Raw genomic sequence first — 20,307 nt, 5'->3', positions numbered from 1 at the left:
CTTTTTATTTCATATTATTTTTTTAAAAAAGTTTTATTAGAAAAACTGACTCTACAATTAAGTAATCAAGCTCATTGCTTAAAACTTGGAGTCGGTCATGGATTTAGAAAAAACGCAAAGCAATAATGAACAATTGCAACTTTTCAATAAGTATTTATTGGATGCAAGAAATAGCTTTATTGATGATGAATTTAAGATTTCAAACATCTTTGATGCACCGCACAAGAATGAAGTTGTTCGCTTAAATAAGAAATCACAAGCATATGTTGAAGCTAATGGCTGGATGTCCAGATCTTCCGCATTAGAACGTTTAGAACAATGGAAAAACGTTGCGTTTAACCAATATCTAGATCCAACGATCCGCAACCAAAACAACCAAAAAATTGTCCTTTCTCTTTTTGATTTGTCTGGCACATGGTCACAACCATGGGTTGATGCTGGCTATCAAGTATTTCGCTTTGATATACAGGCAGATCCTTATTTTGGCGATATTAATAACTTCAGCGTGGAATTCTTTAACGAGCTTTTTGCATGCTTTGATGGTTTGGACGTTCATGCGATTTTAGCTGCATGCCCATGTACTGACTTTGCTGTTTCTGGTGCAAGACATTTTACCGCCAAAGATGCTGATGGTCGCACGTTAAGCAGTATTGAGCTGGTGTACCAAACTTTAAGAACAATTGAATTTTTTAAACCGAATATTTGGGCAATTGAGAATCCAGTAGGGCGTATTGCAAGCTTAACCGGGTTGTCGCCGTGGCGTCTGTCGTTTGATCCGTTTCATTTTGGTGATACATACACCAAGAAAACATTATTGTGGGGCCGTTTCAATGCCAACCTACCAATTGCACCTGTTGAACCTGTTGAAGGCTCTAAAATGCACCGCCTATACGGTGGCAAGAGTATTGCGACTAAGAATGCTAGAAGCGTAACGCCTGAAGGTTTTGCATACTCATTTTTCACGGCAAACAACGCACATAGCAATTCGTTAATGACGATTTGCAACAAGTATGATCGTTTAGATCCTGAGCTTTTGAGTCGCTGTTTAAATAGCGGTTTGAGTGACTACGACATCTCTAATTTGATCGATGACGATTATTACGACTGTGATGATTATTCAGCACATCAAACATTAGAAAGTGCCGTTGAAAGCATGGGGGTGGCTGTATGAATCTGAGCAAGGTTATTCATGCTTATAGGTATCTGTCTCCAGAAGATGTACCGCATGAATTAAGAGATCTAAGCCATAAAGGGGCATTTGTAAGAGGGAATTTCTATGTATAACTTGCTTCCACATGAATTAATCGTTGATAACTTTGCTGGCGGTGGCGGTACATCAACTGGTTTAGAACGTGCGTTCGGTAGACCGATTGATATTGCAATTAATCATGATCCGAAAGCCTTGGCCATGCATCGCATCAATCATCCAAAAACAAAGCACTACTGCGAGAGTGTTTGGGATGTTAACCCTGTAAAGATTACGGGCAATCAACCTGTTGGCTTGGTTTGGCTTAGTCCAGACTGTAAACATCATAGCCGCGCGAAAGGTGGCAAGCCGTTAAACAAGAAGATCCGCGGTTTAGCTTGGATTGCTTTAAGGTGGGCTGCAACAGTTCGACCACGAATCATCATGCTTGAAAACGTGGTTGAGTTTGTTGAATGGGGTGATTTGGATAAGAACGGTAAACCGATTTTAAAGCGGAAAGGGCGAACGTTTAACTGTTTCGTGAATGCGCTCAGGTACCAAGGGTACACGGTCGAATATCGTGAACTACGAGCATGCGACTATGGTGCACCGACATTGAGAAATAGATTTTTCTTAATTGCTCGGCGTGACAATTTACCGATCGTCTGGCCAGAACCCACACATGCTGAATTTGACTTTTTTGCACCTCAAAAAACGAAAAAACAACCATGGAAGACAGCTGCTCAATGTGTGGACCTTAATTATGAATGTTTAAGCATATTCAAGCGTAAAAAACCTTTAGCACCAGCTACATTAGAGCGAATTGTGAGGGGGATTTTAAAATATATCGTTCACAACCCAAAACCTTACATCGTGGACAATGTGGCGCCAATTCTTACTGAGTGTGCCAATGGTTCAAGTCGTAGATCCATGCCAATAAATGAGCCATTACGTACAATTACAGCAGAAACAAAAGGCGGTACACATGCGCTATACGTGTGTCACCTATCTAAAATGAAAAAGGGGTGCACTGGCCAAGAGCTATCAGAACCATTTCACACGTTAACGACCGTGAATCAGTTTGCGGAAGTACGTGCGCTACTTTTGAAATTTACCGGGCAATTCAACTTTAAGAATGACTTGTTTGAACGTTTCGGCTTAATCGAAATCAATAATGAACATTATTATATTGAAGACATTGGTTTTAGGATGATTCAACCATTTGAGTTGTATAAGGCTCAGGGCTTTCCAAGCAATTACATCTTTACTCATGGTGTAGATGAAAATAACCAAAAAATTAAGCTGACGAAAACTGAGCAATACAGAATGGTAGGTAACTCAGTACCTCCTGATCTATCCCATGCACTTGTCAAAGCAAACTTTAAACATGAAATGGAATATCAAATTGCATCGTAAAAAAAACCTAGCATTGATTGGTCAATGCTAGGTGGGTATAAGACTTTTCAGGGGCTCTTATATTGCAAATGCTAACTGTGCTACTGGTGGCTTTAACATGCCCATTGATGTTAATACATCAGTGTATGTACGTACAGACCAGGTATTCGTTGATATATCAAAATAGATACAACTAAAAATAGTTTTGTACTCAGCGTACAGGGTAATCAAGTCAAAGCTATCGATATTGGCATTTTCAACCCGTTCGCTATATGTCGTACTGTAAGAGACACGCGTTAGATCTTCAGGTACAAAATAGACAATACGTGCTTTGTCGCCGTGTCGTTCGTGGTTGTATTTGATCGTATTACACTTTGATAATCTCTCAATGTAACGGTCAAAAGATGCAGAATTTTGAACCTCTTTGTAGAGTATTTCCGCTGCATGGTAAATAAAGCAGTTGCTTAACCCAATGCCGTGCGAACTAAGGACTTTTTCTCCATCTGTTTTAAACATCGTGTAGCGTAGATACATCTTGAATACTCCAGGTTTTAAGCAATGAGCTTGATGTATTCATTTTAAAGACTGTCTGGGCTTTAAAAGTTTTTCAAAAAAAAACCTAGCTAGGCTAGGTCAAAAGGGTAGAAGTTAATTAAATAACTTGAAGATCCAAAGTCCTAATGCTAAATCTGTTCCTTTAACATTGGGGTTCTTCATCTTCGGTTGGACTGTCTTTCGGCATCCAAAACTTATGTCTAAAGATATTGTTATTTTTGTGATAATAAAATAACCTCTATAACTCATGGTTTAGAAGTATCTATTGTACTTTTGTTTGTTGTCCATCTTATCGGTTTATGAACCGTAAGATAAGGTGGCAGTTGAAAATTAGTTGTCCATGAAAAAAAACTACATAAATTCACGTTTATGTAGTTTTTTTAAAGTATTTGAAAAAATATCCTATCTGTTGTAATTTTAATATAAATATTTATTGCAAAGTGTTTTATGGAAGCCCATATCGAGTTAGCTAGTTTATTAGCGCAAACTGCTGGATTGCTGCATGACTTTGGAAAAGCTAATGATTTTTTCCAAAGTAAGCTTGCTTCTAAAAAAGGTGTGGCTGATCCATTACGACATGAAGCTTTAAGTTCTTTAATCTTTAAAGCGATTTGCTCGGAGCTTCTACAAACCTATCAATTACATTCAGAAAGTGAAGTCATTACCTATCTGGCTAATTTTGGCTTTTCACGCTTATCTGTAGAAGACAGATTGAAAACTTATTTAAATACTGCAACACAGAGCAAACGACCTCAAAAGGAAAAATTTAACATCGGTGACTTTGAAATTTTGAATGCGATTCAATGGATCATTCTTTCACATCACAAGTTGCCAGTTTTTAGTACGCGTAAAGATAAAGCATTACTTGATTGCCTAACTGTAGAACGTAAGACTTCAGTAAGTGATATTCTGAAAACAGTGTCATGGACGAATGGCTTTGAAAATGAATCCGCAAAAAAAATAAATGAATTAGCGAAATGTTTTAACTTTAAAAAGGGATTAATTCACGATTCTGATAAATGGAGTGAGGCTTTATCTGAAAGCTTTGAGCATATTGCATCACGATATTCAGATTTCATGAAAGTAGCATCTGATGGAACATTAAGATTAGTTTTGCTTATGGCGCGGTCAATGATGATGATTGGTGACTATTATTATTCATCACAAAATGCTGATGAAGAATGGGTCGATAAATCAAAAATCTATGCAAATACGGATCAGGATGGTGTTTTAAAGCAAAAATTATCAGAGCATTTATTTCATGTTGGTCGTGAAGCAATTCAAGTAGGTCATTACTTTCCTAAATTTATACATGAAATGGATGTTCTTACGGGTCTTCCAGCATTGAAGCATAAGGGTATTGATGAAAATTCTCCTTTCGCTTGGCAAGATAGCGCCGTTTCCAAAATTAGAGATTATCAAGAGCATTCATCTCAATTAGCTAAAGGCCCCGTTTTAGTAATCAATCTTGCGAGTACTGGAAAGGGTAAAACGATTGGTAATGCTAAACTGATGCAAGCATTATCAGAGAGTGGGGCAGACCTACGCTATATCATTGGATTAGGGCAACGGTCACTGACATTACAAACATCAACTGAATATACCGAAACAATTGGTATGGGTGAAAATGACACAGCCATGCTAGTAGGGTCTAGTTCTTTTCTGAAATTCCAGGAAATAGAAAAAGCTCTAAAAGATTCATCAAACAATCAGCTATGGATTGAACAATCCAAAGATACTTTTGGGCATGAATCACAAGATCATTTCATCACTATTGAGCATGATTTTTTAGTCACTAATCCATCAGAGACAGAACCAGAATTTTTAAAGGTACTGTTTCCTGATTTAAAAAAGAAACCATCCAAACATATAAAAATGCGTAGCTTGCTGTATAAGCCAATCGTAGTATGCACCCTAGATCATATAATTCCAGCAACAGAATCGGTGCAAGGTGGTCATCACATCTTGCCATTTATACGATTAATGTCTTCAGATTTGGTCATCGATGAAATTGATGATTTTTCCGAAAAAGATTTGATTGCGATTTCACGGTTAATTCATCTCGCTGGAATGCTTGGTCGTAAAGTATTAGTTTCTTCAGCGACTATTACTCCCAAAATGGCTGAAGGGTTATTCAATGCGTTTAATACTGGCTGTGAGATCTATAACAAAACACTGTTAACTCCTCAACCAGTGCATACAGTGGTAGTTGATGAATTTAATTGCCATATCTATCAGTCAGAAACAATTCAGCAGTTCTCCAAAAAGTATGCTGAGTTTATTCGGTCTAGATCTCTTGAATTGAGTGAAGCAATAGTACGTAGACTAGCAGTTATTCATGAAATATCAGAACAGGATATAGCATCAAAAAATCCTAAATCTCAATATTTTCAGGCTATACAGACGCAATGTATTCAACTTCACGACACGAACCATGTAGTAGACATTGAGCGTAATAAACATGTTTCTTTTGGTCTAGTTCGAGTCGCTACAATTGATACTTGCATTCATTTGACCAAGTTTTTGATGAATGCTGAATTCCCAACTGATTATGAAGTTCGGGTCATGTGTTATCACAGTCGCCAAGTACTCTTACAACGAAATATTCAAGAGCAGTATTTGGATAAAACACTTAAACGAAAAAATCAAGAATCAAATAAAACACCAGCTATTCTTCATGAAGAGACTGTTAATCAGCACATAGATACCATAGCTGAGAAAAATATCTTATTTATTTTAGTTGTCACACCAATAGAAGAGGTGGGGAGAGATCATGATTTTGATTACGCCGTGGTAGAACCTAGTTCGTATAGATCTATCATTCAAATTGCTGGACGCGTTATGCGACATCGAACAAAAAAAGCTGTTTCAGCTAATATGGCCATAATGTCAATCAACATGAATGTTTTGAAGTCCAGAGATCCAGCATACATTAGCCCTGGGTTTGAGAAGTCTATCAAAGAAGATCAGGATCTCAATCTAAAGAATAAATCACTTCTAAACGCATTAGAAATGACTTCAGCAGAAATGAAACAGGGCTTCAAAATTGATTCAATTGGACGAATAGTCGAGCCAAGCCCATTGGTACCATCAGAGCGCTTCATTGATTTAGAGCATTATGCAATTGCTAAGAAAATGACGAACTATATGCTTTATGGCGCCGATAAATTACAAGGATGGTTAATTGACTCATGGTATTTGACCAATATTCATCAAGAACTCGTTCCCTTTCGTGAAAGTAAAGACGCTGATGTATCTCTTGTTGCACATGTTGAAGAAAATCTTGTCAGCTTTAAAGAGTCCGATATGAATCAAATGTTAGTGAGTCGAGATGAAATTATTCAAGTCAATATAGTCGAGCTATCTGAAGTGGAAAGTAAAAGGCTTTGGCTGCAACGTAACTACCGTGAAAATGTTGAATTATTCAAAACACACCTTAAAACGCATTTACAGTCTGACGAAGATCCATCAATTTTGTTTGGAGAAATACGTATCCCACTTAAGTTTTTAAAGTCAGTAAATCTATATAACGAAAACCTCGGCTGGTATAAACCAGAATTGGAGCAATAAGCATGTCTAAAGAAAGTGAAGAAAGCTTGACTGGACTCAAAGCATTCTTTGAAAAACGCCGTAAACAAAAAGAAACTATTGATTCTAGGTATTTTGTTCCGAAAGTTTGGTTATTTGAACCAAGACCAGGGAAAAAAGGTGCCTTAGCCAGAATCGATGACTTTAATAAGGTTAGTCTTTCAAATTATTGCGCTGGTTTATCATTTTCAAGTGCTAAAACAGCAAGCTTTAAAGCAATTGATCAAGTTGAACGTGGATATATTTATACAGATAAAAGGCTATCTACTGAAAACTATATCGATATGCTAGTTCCATCTGCATCTGTCCTTGATATAGCTGCATTTCTTCGCGTAAAGGAAGGGGATATTCCAGTCTATCAGCATATTTTAAATGATTCAGAACAGATCAAACTAGCTTTAGATTTAGAACCTGAACAATATGAACGCCTAAGAGTTGAGGTTCAGAAACTTTGTGAGAAAACAAATACGCGTATAAGTACTAGAAATCAGCTTTATACACATTACTTAGTGCCACAAGTCTATTTTCCAACTGATCTAAAAAATAATGAGTTCATCTTAGTTACACCCTTACCGCCAATTTCTCTTCTAAATGAAGTTAAGAAATTTGTACATACCAAGCTACACGGTATAGAAACTGAGGTTGCACGAAAAGCATTTTTCAGCCGTAAACCCCATGAAGATACAGTCATTGGCTTTAATAAATTAGTCAAGCTCAAATATGGTGGATCTCAACCACAAAATATTAGTGCTTTAAACAATGAAAATACTGGACGGTTCATACATTTACTTTGTGAAGCACCCTCGCTAAATTCACCACGTATTCCAAAAAATAACTTTTTTGGAATTTTGAATAAAGGAGATTTTCAATGGAATATCAACGCATTGTCGAATCTAGTCAAAAGTGATTATGGCAATAAAAAAATACGAGAGGCTATTACCCATCACATAAACCAAATAACGGATTTAGTTTTCTTGAAAGTGGTTGATTTTAATGGTTATGAAGCTGGATGGTCTGATCGTCCTGATGTACTACTTTCGATAGAACAAAAGTATTGGTTGGATAATAAGTATCAAGAAGAGCGCAAAAAAAATAAGGAATGGATGGCTGAAGTTTCTAAAGACTTTTCACGGTGGTTGATTGCTGAAATTGAATACAACTTAAAAACCAAACATTTAAATATCAAACTATCCAATGATGATTACGTTGAGATAAGAAATCATTTTATAACAGCTCTCGCAAAAGCAATAAAATTTCAATTGGAGTATATGTAATGCCACGGTTTTTCATACTCATTTCTAAAGCCGAAATCCAAGATGCTTGCGCCGTCAATGGGCCTTTAGCTATTGGATTTCCATCGATAACTGCATTCTATGGTGCAGCTATTCAAATACAACGGCATCTTAATCAGGATGAACAGTACCAAGATATTATGCTCAAGAGTGTAGGAGTATGCAGTCATTATTTTCATATGCGTTCAAACCAAAAAAATGATGCATTAGCTCATTTTGATATTCCGCATCTTTACTCTGGTCCATTACGTGAGAATGGCACTCGTGATGCCATAAACCCTCAACCTATCTGTGATTTTACGGTTAGTCTACTGCTTGAATTTGAAGGCGTTAATTCAAGCAATATGCATGATATATGCGCTGACGTAGAAAATGCTGTTTACTTCAATCGCATAGCGAGTGGAGATTGTGTATCCATCAAGTCTGTAGAGCTTTTATCTATGAGCTCAGAAAATATTGAAAAAACTGAAAAAGATATTCTAAGAAAGCTTTTGCCCGGTTTCGCAATGGTGTCGCGCCCTGACCTGTTAAATGATATGCAAAATCAAGCCGAAAATGATGTAACCGCATTCATGTCTAATTTCACCAAAAGCTTTACCTGGATAAAGAGTGATACCAAGGAAAAGGGCTCATGGAAGTTAGATAAAACAGCAATTAGACCTGGTTGGATTGTGCCAATGTGTGTTGGATACAAGGCAATTTCTGAGTTAAGCACTGTAAAAGGACAAAGGAGTTCTGAACGTGAACACATATTTGCTGAAGGTGTCACTACGTTAGGTGAGTTTATTGTACCGATTCGTCTTAATCTGAATCAAATGTTATGGGTTCCAAAAATTCAACCAGATAAAGGACTGTATTTGTATTCCCCTATAGAAAGCATTATCTCAAATCATTATTGAAAAATTAGTTAAATAAAACATTGGAGAACACATTATGAATGCACAAATAAACTCTATTTCTGCGGAAGATTTTACAACTGCATCGACACGCCGTTCAATTTCAACATCTCGTGGAAAAATGAAAGGTACTAAATGGACAGACCGTAAAGCCAATCAACCAATTGTTGTCACCAAAGAGGGAACGAAAGGTGTAATTAGTCAACGTATCGAAGAAAAGGAAGGTAAAAAGGTTAAGAAGGATTTCGATCTTAGACAAGCGAACATTCAGCACAATCACGAAGCGCTGATTCCAGTTGGTTGCGATACTCTACAACTTGATTTTAACTTAAAGATTATCGGTGGTTTACATCGTATTGATACAACAAATACACGCTACCAAGACCGTATTTTTCAAATGATCGAAGAATATAAAGAAAAATTCGGCTTAAATATGCTTGCATATCGATATGCATACAACCTTGCTATTGGTCGTTTTTTATGGAGAAATGCTGAAGAAGCTGCTCAATTAGAAATAATTGTAAAAGATGCAGAATCAGAGCAAACCTGGGCTTTTGATGCGATGAAGGTCTGTGGTACAAATCCAGATCAATTCATTAATCATGATGCTGAAAATAATGATTTAGATGGTCTTGCAAATGAAATTGCTGCAGCAATCCTAGATCATAATAAAGTAAAACGCTTTGAAGTAACTGCTTATGCTTTGATGGGAGAATTGCAGCCTGTTTATCCAAGTCAGATTATGCCTGGAGATGATGATAGTTCAGAAATGTCTCGTCAATTACTTAAGGATAAAAATGATCATGCACAAATGACTGGTACAAAGCTAAGTAATGCTTTACGTACCATTGATACCTGGTATCCAGGATGTGACCAAGAATTTCCCGTTGCTATCCCCGTAGAATCTTACGGTACCGTTCTATCTCGTGGTCAAGTCAAACGTGCCCCAAAACACGGAGATTTCTTCACGTTATTTGATAAATATGTTTTAGACTCCGACTCTATTTCAGATGAAGATAAGCATTACGTCATCGCAATGATTATTCGTGGTGGTGTATTTAATAAAAAAACTAAAAATGATTGATTGGTGTTTAATTATGAAATATTACCAAGACATTCATATTCTTGATACCGAAGGCACAAAGTTTAATCAAATAATTAGTCGTGTGTTTACCAGTATTCACCATGCGATTACAGCTTTTCTTGCAGAGCATGAAGATACTAAAACGACCGATCGTATCGCGCTGGCTTTTCCAGAGCTTGCAGAAAGAATCGAACAAAACTCTTTAATTATTGGTTCTATAATTCGCGTATTCGGTAAGGATGTAGAGGCAATAAGCTCACTTAATCTAAATGTTGCATTGATTAAATATCGTTTTAATACGAGATGCACACCGATTAAAGAGGTGCCAAGTGAACATACATATGCGATGTATAAACGCCATAGTCGATCCAAAAGCAAAGTACTTATCAAGGATGGTAAACATCGCCATCCTGGTATTTTTATGAAAAGTGATTCTACGGGCCAAAACCTTGTGCTCAATATTGATGAAGTGGTTTATGATCACGCACTATATGGTCAATATAATTCTTTTGGATTAAGTAGTACGGCTACGGTACCAAAGTTTTAGACGTTGTTTTTAAGTGACTGAAATATAAATATGTATTTTGGTCGCTTAAAAACAAGGTGTAAGCTAAATATTTGACGAAAGTATTTGAAACTATTTAATATTTGCGAATTATTTTTCAGTTGTCCATCGTATAGATGGTTTAGAAGCTCTGCATTGTCTGAAATTGTTTTTCTGATACGTTGTCCATCGTATAGATGGTTTAGAAGTCTTCTCTCTGAAGCACAGATGCCCTTTCAAGGTTGTCCATCGTATAGATGGTTTAGAAGTAATTAAAGAAAAAGCCTGAAATTGCATTCAAGTTGTCCATCGTATAGATGGTTTAGAAGGTGATTACAATATCACTTTCATGCATATCTTTGTTGTCCATCGTATAGATGGTTTAGAAGTTTCGTCCAAGAATCCTTTAATCTGATGTATTGTTGTCCATCGTATAGATGGTTTAGAAGTTTAGGATCAAACTTTGCATTATGAATCTCTAGTTGTCCATCGTATAGATGGTTTAGAAGACACTAAAGCAAACTGTGGATATTAATGTTCAAGTTGTCCATCGTATAGATGGTTTAGAAGGCTTAGAAAGCGGGTATTTTATTAGGCGTAAAGTTGTCCATCGTATAGATGGTTTAGAAGCAACAAGAAACGATTCCAGCGTTCATTGATAATGTTGTCCATCGCATAGATGGTTTAGAAGTTATTCAAAACAATGGCATGGTGCGAAATGTAGTTGTCCATCGTATAGATGGTTTAGAAGTGCTGCTTCCTATGCAACATCAGCACCTATGAGTTGTCCATCGTATAGATGGTTTAGAAGTATCAATTGGCTGTATTCGCTTTGTACTCGTGGTTGTCCATCGTATAGATGGTTTAGAAGCATGCGTAACCAAGGAAACGACAACCTTTAATGTTGTCCATCGTATAGATGGTTTAGAAGCTCTGTGCCTGTGGGAACGGTAGCCCTTGCCTGTTGTCCATCGTATAGATGGTTTAGAAGAAACATCATTGAGCGTTTACGTGACTGAGCAAGTTGTCCATCGTATAGATGGTTTAGAAGTAAATCATCTAGGGTTTTTTCTTCTGTATTTTGTTGTCCATCGTATAGATGGTTTAGAAGTTGTTGAATACCACCTTGATATTGTCCTGTTAGTTGTCCATCGTATAGATGGTTTAGAAGTGCTACACCAACCGTCTTTAAAACTCTATGTGGTTGTCCATCGTATAGATGGTTTAGAAGGTTCCAAAATCGCCCTGAACCTGTCAAAACTAGTTGTCCATCGTATAGATGGTTTAGAAGTAATAAAAAACGCACCTTCGAGGTGGGTTTGAGTTGTCCATCATATAGATGGTTTATTTAAAAGAAAAAAAGCACTGGCACCAGCTACGTTAGAGCGTATTGTTCGCGGTATTTTGAAATATATCGTTCATAATCCAGAGCCATATATCGTTGATGCAGCTGCTCCAATTCTTACAGAATGTGCAAATGGATCAAGTCGGAGATCAATGCCGATCGATGAGCCTTTGAGGACAATTACAGCTGAAACTAAAGGCGGTACCCACTCACTATATGTTTGTCACCTTTCAAAAATGAAAAATGGATGTACTGGCCAAGAGTTAAATGAACCTATGCATACACTCACAACAGTAAATCAATTTGTAGAGGTACGAGCTTTATTAACGAGATTTACTGAAGGGTTAAATTTCAAAAATGAACTTTTTGAAAAATTTGGAATCATTGAAATCAATGGTGAACGCTATTGTATTGAAGATATTGGCTTTAGAATGCTTCAACCATTTGAACTTTATAAGGCTCAAGGCTTTCCGCATGATTATATTTTCAGTTATGGACATGATGAAAATAACCAACAATTGAAGTTAACTAAACAAGACCAATATCGTATGGTCGGTAACTCAGTACCACCTGATTTATCTTATGCACTGGTTCTGGCCAACTTTACTCATGAACAGGAATATAGTCTGGCCTCATAAGGCTATTTGCATTCTATAAATTATGAGTTAAAAAAAGAGGTCCCTAATGACCTCTTTTTAAGCTAGATAATAAAATTAATAATTACACTTAAACCAATTTGCTTTACTGTCCCAAACCGTTCTACCAGCTTCAAGTGGGATCTGGTTGTACAACACATCACTTCCAGCTGAGATTCCATTTTGGGTATTTAAAAAGCCTTTGATATTGATTTTGATATTTTTCTGATCGTTAGAAAAGCCTTCTACACTTGCGATAACCGTACCATTGGTCTGCTTAAAATTAGGTTGCCCAAATACGTATATACCGGTAAAAGCAGACAATACTGTTTCATTGCAGATAGTTTTACCTATGTCTTTTGTTGTAGGGGCATTTGCAGCTATAAATCTATTTTTTGCATTAATTTGAGCTTGTTCCTGGCGTTGACGCTCATTTTCTTGACGTAATCGCTCATTATATTTTCTCTTGTCTTGTTCAAGTTCTTCTTGTCTATGAACGTTGTAATAATCAATATGACCTTTAAGTGAAGATCGATCAATAACCTTTGTTTTTAGCGAAATGATGTCTAGATTTTTGTTAGTACCACCGTATCGGCTTGATAATGGTTCAATACTTACATACCAGGGTGAACTTACATTACATTCAAAAATACCAATGTGAGGTGCGAGTTCTGACCCGATAGTCTTAGGAGATGGGTTATTACGTTTATCTAAATAGGCATATGAAGAACGTTGAATTTGTCTCAACGATCCATTCTGGCTTTTACATAAATTATTCATGTATGAATGGGGTAAAAGAGCTTCTTTATATCCAGTAAGCATATAGTCTTTACCGGTCCCAGCTTTCCCATTTAGGTTTTTGGAATTAATTATGTTCTCAGGGGTCTGATATTTCAGCATTTGATTTGGCGTAATTTCATCCGGTTGAGGCAGAATGGAACAACCAACAAGAGGTAGAAGAATAGCTGAGCTTAGTACTAACTTAATATTTTTCATGATCTAAAAATTATCCTGATAAAACTGGAGTTCCTAACTATTAAAAGTAGTTAATATTGATGTTTAAACTATAATATTTTACAGTTAATAATTAATAAAACCTATGCTTAAAATGTTCAACCGGGCTGTATGGCACAGCGTTAAAAAAGAAGAATTTGTTTTATAGGGGATTCAATGCGCCCGGAAGATACTAATTCCTGTGTATAACGCCGTTCATACCAGCAGTTTTTCTGTTGATCAATCAGTGGAGATGGATTGTACAATCCTAAGTTGTTTTGGCTTGAAAGATTTTATCTCTAAAGAAGCAATGTACGAATATGTTTGTGAAAATTTGCATTTAGACTTAGACGAAGTAGATGGAACAGAGCCATTAATTATAAAGCAGGGGAATAAGTTTATCCTTGTCTGTGATCGTGGATTCCCATCGGATATTGAAGATCCGAGTATTTATAATTACTTGTCCAATTATATCCAATAGAAATCATTTTCTATAAAACAGAGTGTGTTTCCACACTCTGTTTTATACGGTATTTAGGTCCTTTAAAAGTTCAAAAGCATCCATTTCTTTAACGATGTTCAATAAATATTGCCTGTTGTTTAATAGCAATTCATCAAAGTGACGTATATCAACGATATTACTTAAATTATGTATTTTGAATTGATTTTTTGACATGTAATTAATGCATTCATCTTGATCAAAACATTTTGTTGCTGGAGATCCTGATTCACTTATGAAAATAATGCTGCTGTTCCACATAGATAAATAAAAATATCTGTAAATTTTATCATTTCGCGAAGAGTACCAGTCAGGAAGCATAATTTCACAAGAGTACTTAACATCACCTCCATGAGAATATTGATCCCAAAGTTCAATCATTTCAGAACGTTTTAATTTAGATGTCTCCAGTGCTAAAACTGTGTATTGAGAATCCCTACTTAACCCTAATTTAAAACACATATCTGCGTAATTAATCTGATCGATATCAATTGTGTCTTTGTATCGTTGTTTTTTTAATTGATTCAATAATTCAATCTGATTGCTTGTAAAAATATCCATCCATTGAGTAACTGGCAATGATTTTATTAGGGCCAAAAAAGCTTTTTTATCTTCTCTGGTGCAATCTATGTCTTCTTTCACTTGTCTATTCCGCAAGTATCCATAATTGCCATTTTCTAAATCGGAGCTAACCCAATATGCATCCTGTAAAGTTCTATCGGCTTTACTTTCTAAAGGTGTAATGTCAAATAGTCGGAGATCGTTAGGACAGCACTCTGTAAATGTTGGATGCTTAATAGGTCTGCTGGTATACGCTATTAAAGTTTTACGATGCTTTGATAAGAGAAAAACACTATCTAAATAGTTAGTCATCGTGTTTAGAACGGATAAAGGTAAGGCATATTCTTCATTTTTAGTTTTATATGTATCTAGGACGTCTATCTCAGAGTAACATTCAATATAAGGATAGTGTTGATGCTGACGAAAATTAGCAATAGCTTTTTTATTCTTACTATCAGAAAACTCATATTGAATATTATTCGAGTCTAACCAACTATAAAATGATTGATTAATAATATCCTTCACACGATGATCGATAACCAGGATATCTGGTATTCCAAAAACTAATGGAATATTTGGGCCATTAGTCTTGTAGTAACGGCTCCAAAAAGTCTTCAGGAATTTTGACAGGGAACAACTACTGTCATTTTTTTCATAATATTCCGTGTAATTTAATGGAAAATCATTGACGGAGATGCCAAGTAAACATAATGGCTGCATTGATAGATCAGGATCTATAACTAATGGATCATTAGAACGCATTACGCCGTAGTTAGGCTCTATGAATACCCGTTTGCAAACCTGTACTGTTAAGTAATGAATAATTGGCATCATCTCTGACATATTACGTGTAAATTTTATTATTCATAAGATAGACGATCTTTATTCTAACTCCAAGGATAACCCATTGTGTATTGGTAACTTTTAAGAAATATTTGAACAAACATACAGCTCTCAATACAATGGGTCTCAAATCATAGTAAGGTTTTTTTCATGTCTACTTGCAGTTCAACGTCAGGAAAACCTGAAACGAAAGTTATCGCATTTAGCGGTGCAAATAAAAAGATAAGCGATATTCTTGACCTCGAGCACGTCAGATCTAACTCGCTTTTACAAATTCCTATTGCAGCTGAATTATTATCAGCTGGATTTCCTTCACCAGCACAAGATTTTATTGAAAAGTCGGTCGATCTCAACGAAATGCTGATCACCAATGAGTACTCTACGTTTATTGGTAAAGTAGGCTCTCGTTCCATGCTAAATGCTGGTATAGATATTAACGATAAGCTCATAATCGATAGAAGCTTCAATGCCAAGCATCTAGATATTATTGTTGCTCAGCTAGAAACAGACTTTACCGTTAAGCGGTTGATGATCACCAAGCAAATGTCAGCTGGTGAAATTAATGAAATTTTTGGTCCAGATGCAAAATCTATCCCTCCAGTTTGGCTTAAAGCAGAAAACCAAGAGCACTCACATATTTTTCTAAAACCTGAACAGGAATTGATTGTGTGGGGCGTAGTGACTTACATCATTAAAGACGCACGAAAATGACAAACCGGGTATTTATTCATGTTGATATAAATTCGGCATATTGTTCGATGGAAGCATTTTGGAACCCTAAGTTAAAGGGTAAACCATGCGTTGTCTTAAGCTCTAATGACGGAACAATCATCGCGAGAAGCGCTGAAGCTAAACTCTTAAAAATCCCGATGGGTGCGCCACTCTTTAAGGTCCAAGACATCATCAATAAACATAACGTTCATGTGCTATCGAGCAATTTTGCGCTGTATGGCGAAATGTCACGCCGTTTTCATGGAATATTATCTGGTTTTGTAGATCCAAGCTGTTACAGCATTTACAGCATTGATGAAGGCTTTATAGAATTTACTCAATTTACTAAAAACTTTGATGCTACTGAAATGGCACGGGAGATTCGGCATCAAGTATATAAGCTTATTGGCTTAACAACGTGCGTGGGTGTTGGTAGAACACTGACTGAAAGTAAAATGGCCAACAACCTTGCCAAAAAGAATCCAGAATTAAATGGAATCTGTAATTTAGTGACAATGAGCCTGGTAGATGTCGAAAGCTACTATCAAAGCATGCCAGTTGATGAAATATGGGGTGTAGGGCGAAAGTACGCTAAAAAGCTTAATGACATGGGGATTTTAACTGTGCTGGATCTTGCAACATCCAACCCGAATCGAATGCGTGAACTCTTCAATGTGAATATGCAAAGTACGATTTTAGAATTGCTTGGCCAGTCATGCTTTGAATTTGAAAGTTCACCTAAGGCGAAACAACAGATTGTCTCGAGCAAATCTTTCGGCCAGAAAATTACTGAGCTCTCAATTCTTCAAGAAGCCGTCAGCAAATATACCCATAATGCATTCAATCGGCTTGTTGATGAACACCAGCTTTGCGGATCTCTGATTGTTTTCTTGCAATCCAACCCATTTGACCAGTCAAAACCGTATTACAGCAAGTCGTTAACATACACGTTTACCCAACCTACAAACAATTTGATGCAACTTGTTAAAGCTGCCACATCACTGATTGATAAATTGTACAAAGAGGGGATAGAGTTTAAGAAATGTGGCGTGATGTTGTGTGAATTGATAAAAGAAGAACATCGCACGATCGGCCTACTAACTGACGTAGAGCAGCTTGAAAAAGAGCAAGCGTTAATGACGGCGTTTCAAAGCATTCAAAGTAAGTTTGGCAAGGCTAAAATTGCTGCTGGATCATGTAATCTGAAAAATAGAGATTGGGAACCTAAGTCAGAACGTCAAAGCCGTAACTATTTTAGTGAGGCTGGTATGATTGTCTTCAATTGATTCATTTGAGGGAATTTGTTGGCAATGACGGGGATGGTCAGACTCGAACTGGCATTCAAGGAATCAAACCTTTGCCTTAAAGAGATTGATCAAATCTCAAAATCAATTGGCTACACCCTCGGAAATATAAGAAATTAAGATTGCTGATAGCTTCTTGGTGATTCAGCTGGTGTACCATCATCATATCGCCAAAATAAGAAGCTTCCACTCCATTCGACTTCACCTGAAGCATAGTCACGGATCTTATCGCTCCAGCGGATAGGTTTAATTTCATGGTCTAAGAATTCATCCCACACAATAAACGCCGTGCCATCTTTGTTTGGGATTTGGTCCTCTATGAAGAACCAGGGTGACTTCACATCAACAGAACAGCGTTTTGTCATTTTGTCTCTCTCACTCTTTTGAGTCGTATGCATATTCATATAAGCCTCAAATCAATTGAAAAGATCCTGGAAACTGTTTTGAACGTCAGATCGTGCGATCGGCGCTGTTTCTTGTTGCACAACTTCATCAATCAAATAAGCAACAGGACTTACAGATTGGCTTTTTGTGAAAGTCGGTGCACCAGCTTCAGCGATAAACTTCTCGCTAATCGGTTTTTTGATTTCTAAGCGATACACACGGCGCAGCTTGTTTAAGCAATCAGACATTGAGCCATCGCCAATACCGTGACGGGCTTTCTTGTTATCACGAGTCTTAAACGTGAAGTATGGAAAATGTTTGGCCATGACTGCAGTAATGTCTTTACCAACCAAGTAAATGTGGCTGTGTGTTTCGTAGAAGTGGGTAAATGACGTCTCTACGTGATAAGCAGCCAACAAGCTTTTTGCTTGAGGGTCAGTGATAACCGATTTAACTTGGTTAATCATTTTTTTGGCAATTGTTTTGTTATTCATGATGAACACCCTATAAATTTGATTAATTAGATTGAGTTAATGCAAGTTGCGTAAAAATGCGTTTTAGGCACACTTTACATGTAACAAGGTGCGGTACCGTGTCCACGGTAACTTCACCTACTTTCATTTTGAATTCTTTCTTTGCTTCATCTGCAGGGAATAAGCCTCCAGCTGAGCACAAGTACTGGTTTTTCTCACGAACCAATTTAGATCCTGAGTAGTCTTCATCAAAAACCAAGTGAGTCACTGTATTTGATTTTTCACCATCGCCCCATGATCCAGCTGACAAGCCTGACATTACAATTTTTACACCAGTGAACCATTTGAACGGTAAAGCACTGAAGTTTTTCTTCTGATCGATAGCATCAAAGATCGGTTTAGCTTGTTGCAGCGCATTGAATAATTCAAACAATGCAGTAATTTTTTTCTTAGCATCCTGTTCAGCCTGGTTCCACTTGGTTTGCGCCTCATACTCAGCACGGGTATACCAGACCACTTGCCCATTTTTTGCATATAGCCAAAGTTTTTTACCAGTCATGAGATGGTTCACCATCGCATCGGGCATATCAAACATGAGGTTGTTAAATGACATAACTTTGTCATTCAGGTTGATAAAAGACTTTTTATCTTCAGGTAGTAGCACCGGCACTAACGTAGAGCGTACTAATGCTTCGTAGTTGTCAGTAGACATGCTAGAACGTGGGAAACTATGACCTGTAAACACTGGCTTAAGATAAGGGTTGTATGGCAACTCAGTTGCTAAAACCTTGGTGGACCATTCTTCCCACAAATTGAACTTTTTAGCTTGTTCAACCATATGGTGCAGATCTGCAGTAGAAATTCTAACTGATGGCATTGAAGGGTTATTTATTGATTCTGGCGCACGAGTTACACGAACAAGTTCTATAACTTCATGCGCTTCAATTGGACCATATTTGCGATCAAGGTTTTTGCTAAGTAATTCATTAATAGTAACCATTTCAACTCCAAGTTTTAAGCTTTCTGCTTCAATATGTTTATTTTAAGATAGAACCTAAACCAAAAACTTTTTTAAAATTATTTATTTTTATTATTGTTTTACTGGTCCTTGCTGCGACTTTTAACAGATAGCAGCTAAAAATAGTAATGAGGATGCTATTAAAATGATGGAAGCAATTAAGGTACCATACAAATAAGCATTGATCCTGGTGCGCCAGATCTAGCGCTGGCCACAACCAAATTTCTAAACCTTTTTTTAATCAATTAAAAAACATCGAATGCGGTTTTCAACTGCCAACCAGTGAAGCAATAGACATGCTTCACTGGTTGTTGTTATTAAGCTTCAGTCAATTCATTAATATCTAGGATATGAACGCCGTTTGATGTCAGTAGCCAACATGAGAGGGTATGTGCTTCAGTGACTTGAAGTATGAGGCTGTTAAGAGTGTCACTAGATTTTTTGCAGTAAAGGCAATCAGGTTCAGGATTGCTACCATCATCATCAATCAATGGCGTGTCAGCAATTAAGCGGTATGAAGCATACTTAATGATGTCAATATCATCGGCATTGATTGGCTCTTTTGAGCTTAGGCGTACTTGCTCTAAACTGAATGCTTCAGGTTCAATCCATTTAACCTTACTGGTGTTTTCAATCTGGTAACTTAACTGAGTGCCGTCAGCAAAAAACACGACAAATTGACCATCTTCAATGTGCTGTACTTTAAAATTGCATGGTATGGTGAATGTGTTGTTCATATCTATGCTCCGACTACTTATAGGCGTTGAGCCTAAGTTGATTAATCGTTTAAAACAGATTCGATAAAAGAGAGTATTTCAGCTTTAAGAGATGCTGAAATGGTTGCAGTATTTAACTGGCTTAAATACATATCAGCTTTGTCTTTTATTTCTTTTGACGTTGCGGTTTTACGAATTAAAACTAATGTATTCCACATATTAAAAGCCCTTTAGGATAGTGATTAAATCTATATTCATTATACAAAGCGCAATAGCTGTTTAATT

The 20,307-nt window shown here is 36.8% G+C and carries 18 protein-coding genes and 1 CRISPR repeat array; of the genes, 10 read left to right on the top strand and 8 right to left on the bottom strand.

Features of this window, described 5'->3' with window-relative positions; all coding sequences use genetic code 11:
• Nucleotides 1-97: 97 nt before the first annotated feature.
• Complete coding sequence (locus KCV09_RS16115) at nt 98-1,171, top strand: DNA cytosine methyltransferase (RefSeq protein ID WP_212515800.1); 1,074 nt, start codon at nt 98-100, stop codon at nt 1,169-1,171.
• A 105-nt stretch (nt 1,172-1,276) separates the two neighbouring features.
• On the top strand, nt 1,277-2,602 hold the full coding sequence (locus KCV09_RS16110) for a DNA cytosine methyltransferase (RefSeq protein WP_043041742.1): 1,326 nt from the start codon (nt 1,277-1,279) through the stop codon (nt 2,600-2,602).
• 57 nt (nt 2,603-2,659) lie between these two features.
• On the opposite strand, the gene KCV09_RS16105 is transcribed toward KCV09_RS16110, so the two are convergent.
• Nucleotides 2,660-3,115 carry a hypothetical protein gene (locus KCV09_RS16105; RefSeq protein WP_212515799.1) on the bottom strand — a complete coding sequence of 152 codons (456 nt, stop codon included), beginning with the start codon at nt 3,113-3,115 and terminating at the stop codon, nt 2,660-2,662.
• 468 nt (nt 3,116-3,583) lie between these two features.
• Between KCV09_RS16105 and cas3f the strand changes: the two genes are divergently transcribed.
• The 6 genes from cas3f to KCV09_RS16075 all read left to right on the top strand — a co-directional run bounded on the left by cas3f (nt 3,584) and on the right by KCV09_RS16075 (nt 12,523).
• A complete protein-coding gene (gene cas3f, locus KCV09_RS16100; RefSeq protein ID WP_212515798.1) occupies nt 3,584-6,706 on the top strand; it encodes a type I-F CRISPR-associated helicase Cas3f in 3,123 nt (1,040 codons plus the stop codon).
• Between the two features lie 2 nt (nt 6,707-6,708).
• On the top strand, nt 6,709-7,998 hold the full coding sequence (locus KCV09_RS16095) for a type I-F CRISPR-associated protein Csy1 (RefSeq protein WP_212515797.1): 1,290 nt from the start codon (nt 6,709-6,711) through the stop codon (nt 7,996-7,998).
• The gene (locus KCV09_RS16090; protein WP_212515796.1) at nt 7,998-8,915 is read left to right on the top strand and encodes a type I-F CRISPR-associated protein Csy2; all 918 of its coding nucleotides are present in this window, start codon (nt 7,998-8,000) and stop codon (nt 8,913-8,915) included. Before KCV09_RS16095 ends, KCV09_RS16090 begins: the two co-directional genes overlap by 1 nt.
• A gap of 34 nt (nt 8,916-8,949) precedes the next feature.
• Complete coding sequence (gene csy3, locus KCV09_RS16085; RefSeq protein WP_212515795.1) at nt 8,950-9,996, top strand: type I-F CRISPR-associated protein Csy3; 1,047 nt, start codon at nt 8,950-8,952, stop codon at nt 9,994-9,996.
• Nucleotides 9,997-10,009: 13 nt separating this feature from the next.
• Complete coding sequence (locus KCV09_RS16080; protein WP_212515794.1) at nt 10,010-10,543, top strand: type I-F CRISPR-associated endoribonuclease Cas6/Csy4; 534 nt, start codon at nt 10,010-10,012, stop codon at nt 10,541-10,543.
• Nucleotides 10,544-10,661: 118 nt separating this feature from the next.
• Nucleotides 10,662-11,891: a CRISPR direct-repeat array (repeat unit 28 nt; unit sequence GTTGTCCATCGTATAGATGGTTTAGAAG).
• 53 nt (nt 11,892-11,944) lie between these two features.
• Nucleotides 11,945-12,523 (top strand): DNA cytosine methyltransferase, encoded by a 579-nt coding sequence (locus KCV09_RS16075; RefSeq protein ID WP_212515793.1) that lies wholly within the window; start codon nt 11,945-11,947, stop codon nt 12,521-12,523.
• A 75-nt stretch (nt 12,524-12,598) separates the two neighbouring features.
• On the opposite strand, the gene KCV09_RS16070 is transcribed toward KCV09_RS16075, so the two are convergent.
• Nucleotides 12,599-13,516, bottom strand: a complete 918-nt coding sequence (locus KCV09_RS16070; RefSeq protein ID WP_024160928.1) for a hypothetical protein — start codon at nt 13,514-13,516, stop codon at nt 12,599-12,601.
• A gap of 520 nt (nt 13,517-14,036) precedes the next feature.
• Complete coding sequence (locus tag KCV09_RS16065; protein ID WP_227553500.1) at nt 14,037-15,407, bottom strand: hypothetical protein; 1,371 nt, start codon at nt 15,405-15,407, stop codon at nt 14,037-14,039.
• 159 nt (nt 15,408-15,566) lie between these two features.
• Here KCV09_RS16065 and umuD point away from each other — a divergent pair, with 159 nt between their 5' ends.
• Nucleotides 15,567-16,127, top strand: a complete 561-nt coding sequence (umuD, locus tag KCV09_RS16060) for a translesion error-prone DNA polymerase V autoproteolytic subunit (protein WP_005006020.1) — start codon at nt 15,567-15,569, stop codon at nt 16,125-16,127.
• On the top strand, nt 16,124-17,413 hold the full coding sequence (locus tag KCV09_RS16055; protein WP_005006021.1) for a Y-family DNA polymerase: 1,290 nt from the start codon (nt 16,124-16,126) through the stop codon (nt 17,411-17,413). The genes umuD and KCV09_RS16055 overlap by 4 nt, the downstream gene beginning before the upstream one ends.
• Nucleotides 17,414-17,547: 134 nt before the next feature.
• On the opposite strand, the gene KCV09_RS16050 is transcribed toward KCV09_RS16055, so the two are convergent.
• From KCV09_RS16050 to KCV09_RS16030, 5 genes are all read right to left on the bottom strand, one after another.
• Nucleotides 17,548-17,835, bottom strand: coding sequence for a hypothetical protein (locus KCV09_RS16050; protein ID WP_032495678.1), 288 nt, complete (start codon nt 17,833-17,835; stop codon nt 17,548-17,550).
• 12 nt (nt 17,836-17,847) lie between these two features.
• Nucleotides 17,848-18,309, bottom strand: a complete 462-nt coding sequence (locus KCV09_RS16045; protein ID WP_046127872.1) for a hypothetical protein — start codon at nt 18,307-18,309, stop codon at nt 17,848-17,850.
• Nucleotides 18,310-18,331: 22 nt separating this feature from the next.
• On the bottom strand, nt 18,332-19,288 hold the full coding sequence (locus KCV09_RS16395; protein ID WP_227504909.1) for a hypothetical protein: 957 nt from the start codon (nt 19,286-19,288) through the stop codon (nt 18,332-18,334).
• A gap of 335 nt (nt 19,289-19,623) precedes the next feature.
• On the bottom strand, nt 19,624-20,043 hold the full coding sequence (locus KCV09_RS16035) for a hypothetical protein (protein ID WP_214288679.1): 420 nt from the start codon (nt 20,041-20,043) through the stop codon (nt 19,624-19,626).
• Nucleotides 20,044-20,084: 41 nt separating this feature from the next.
• Nucleotides 20,085-20,240, bottom strand: coding sequence for a hypothetical protein (locus KCV09_RS16030; RefSeq protein WP_005006030.1), 156 nt, complete (start codon nt 20,238-20,240; stop codon nt 20,085-20,087).
• Nucleotides 20,241-20,307: the final 67 nt, after the last annotated feature.

It is taken from the genome of Acinetobacter soli (assembly GCF_018139125.1).
Taxonomy (GTDB): Bacteria; Pseudomonadota; Gammaproteobacteria; order Pseudomonadales; family Moraxellaceae; genus Acinetobacter; species Acinetobacter soli.
This window is presented reverse-complemented; position numbering and strand designations above follow the sequence as displayed.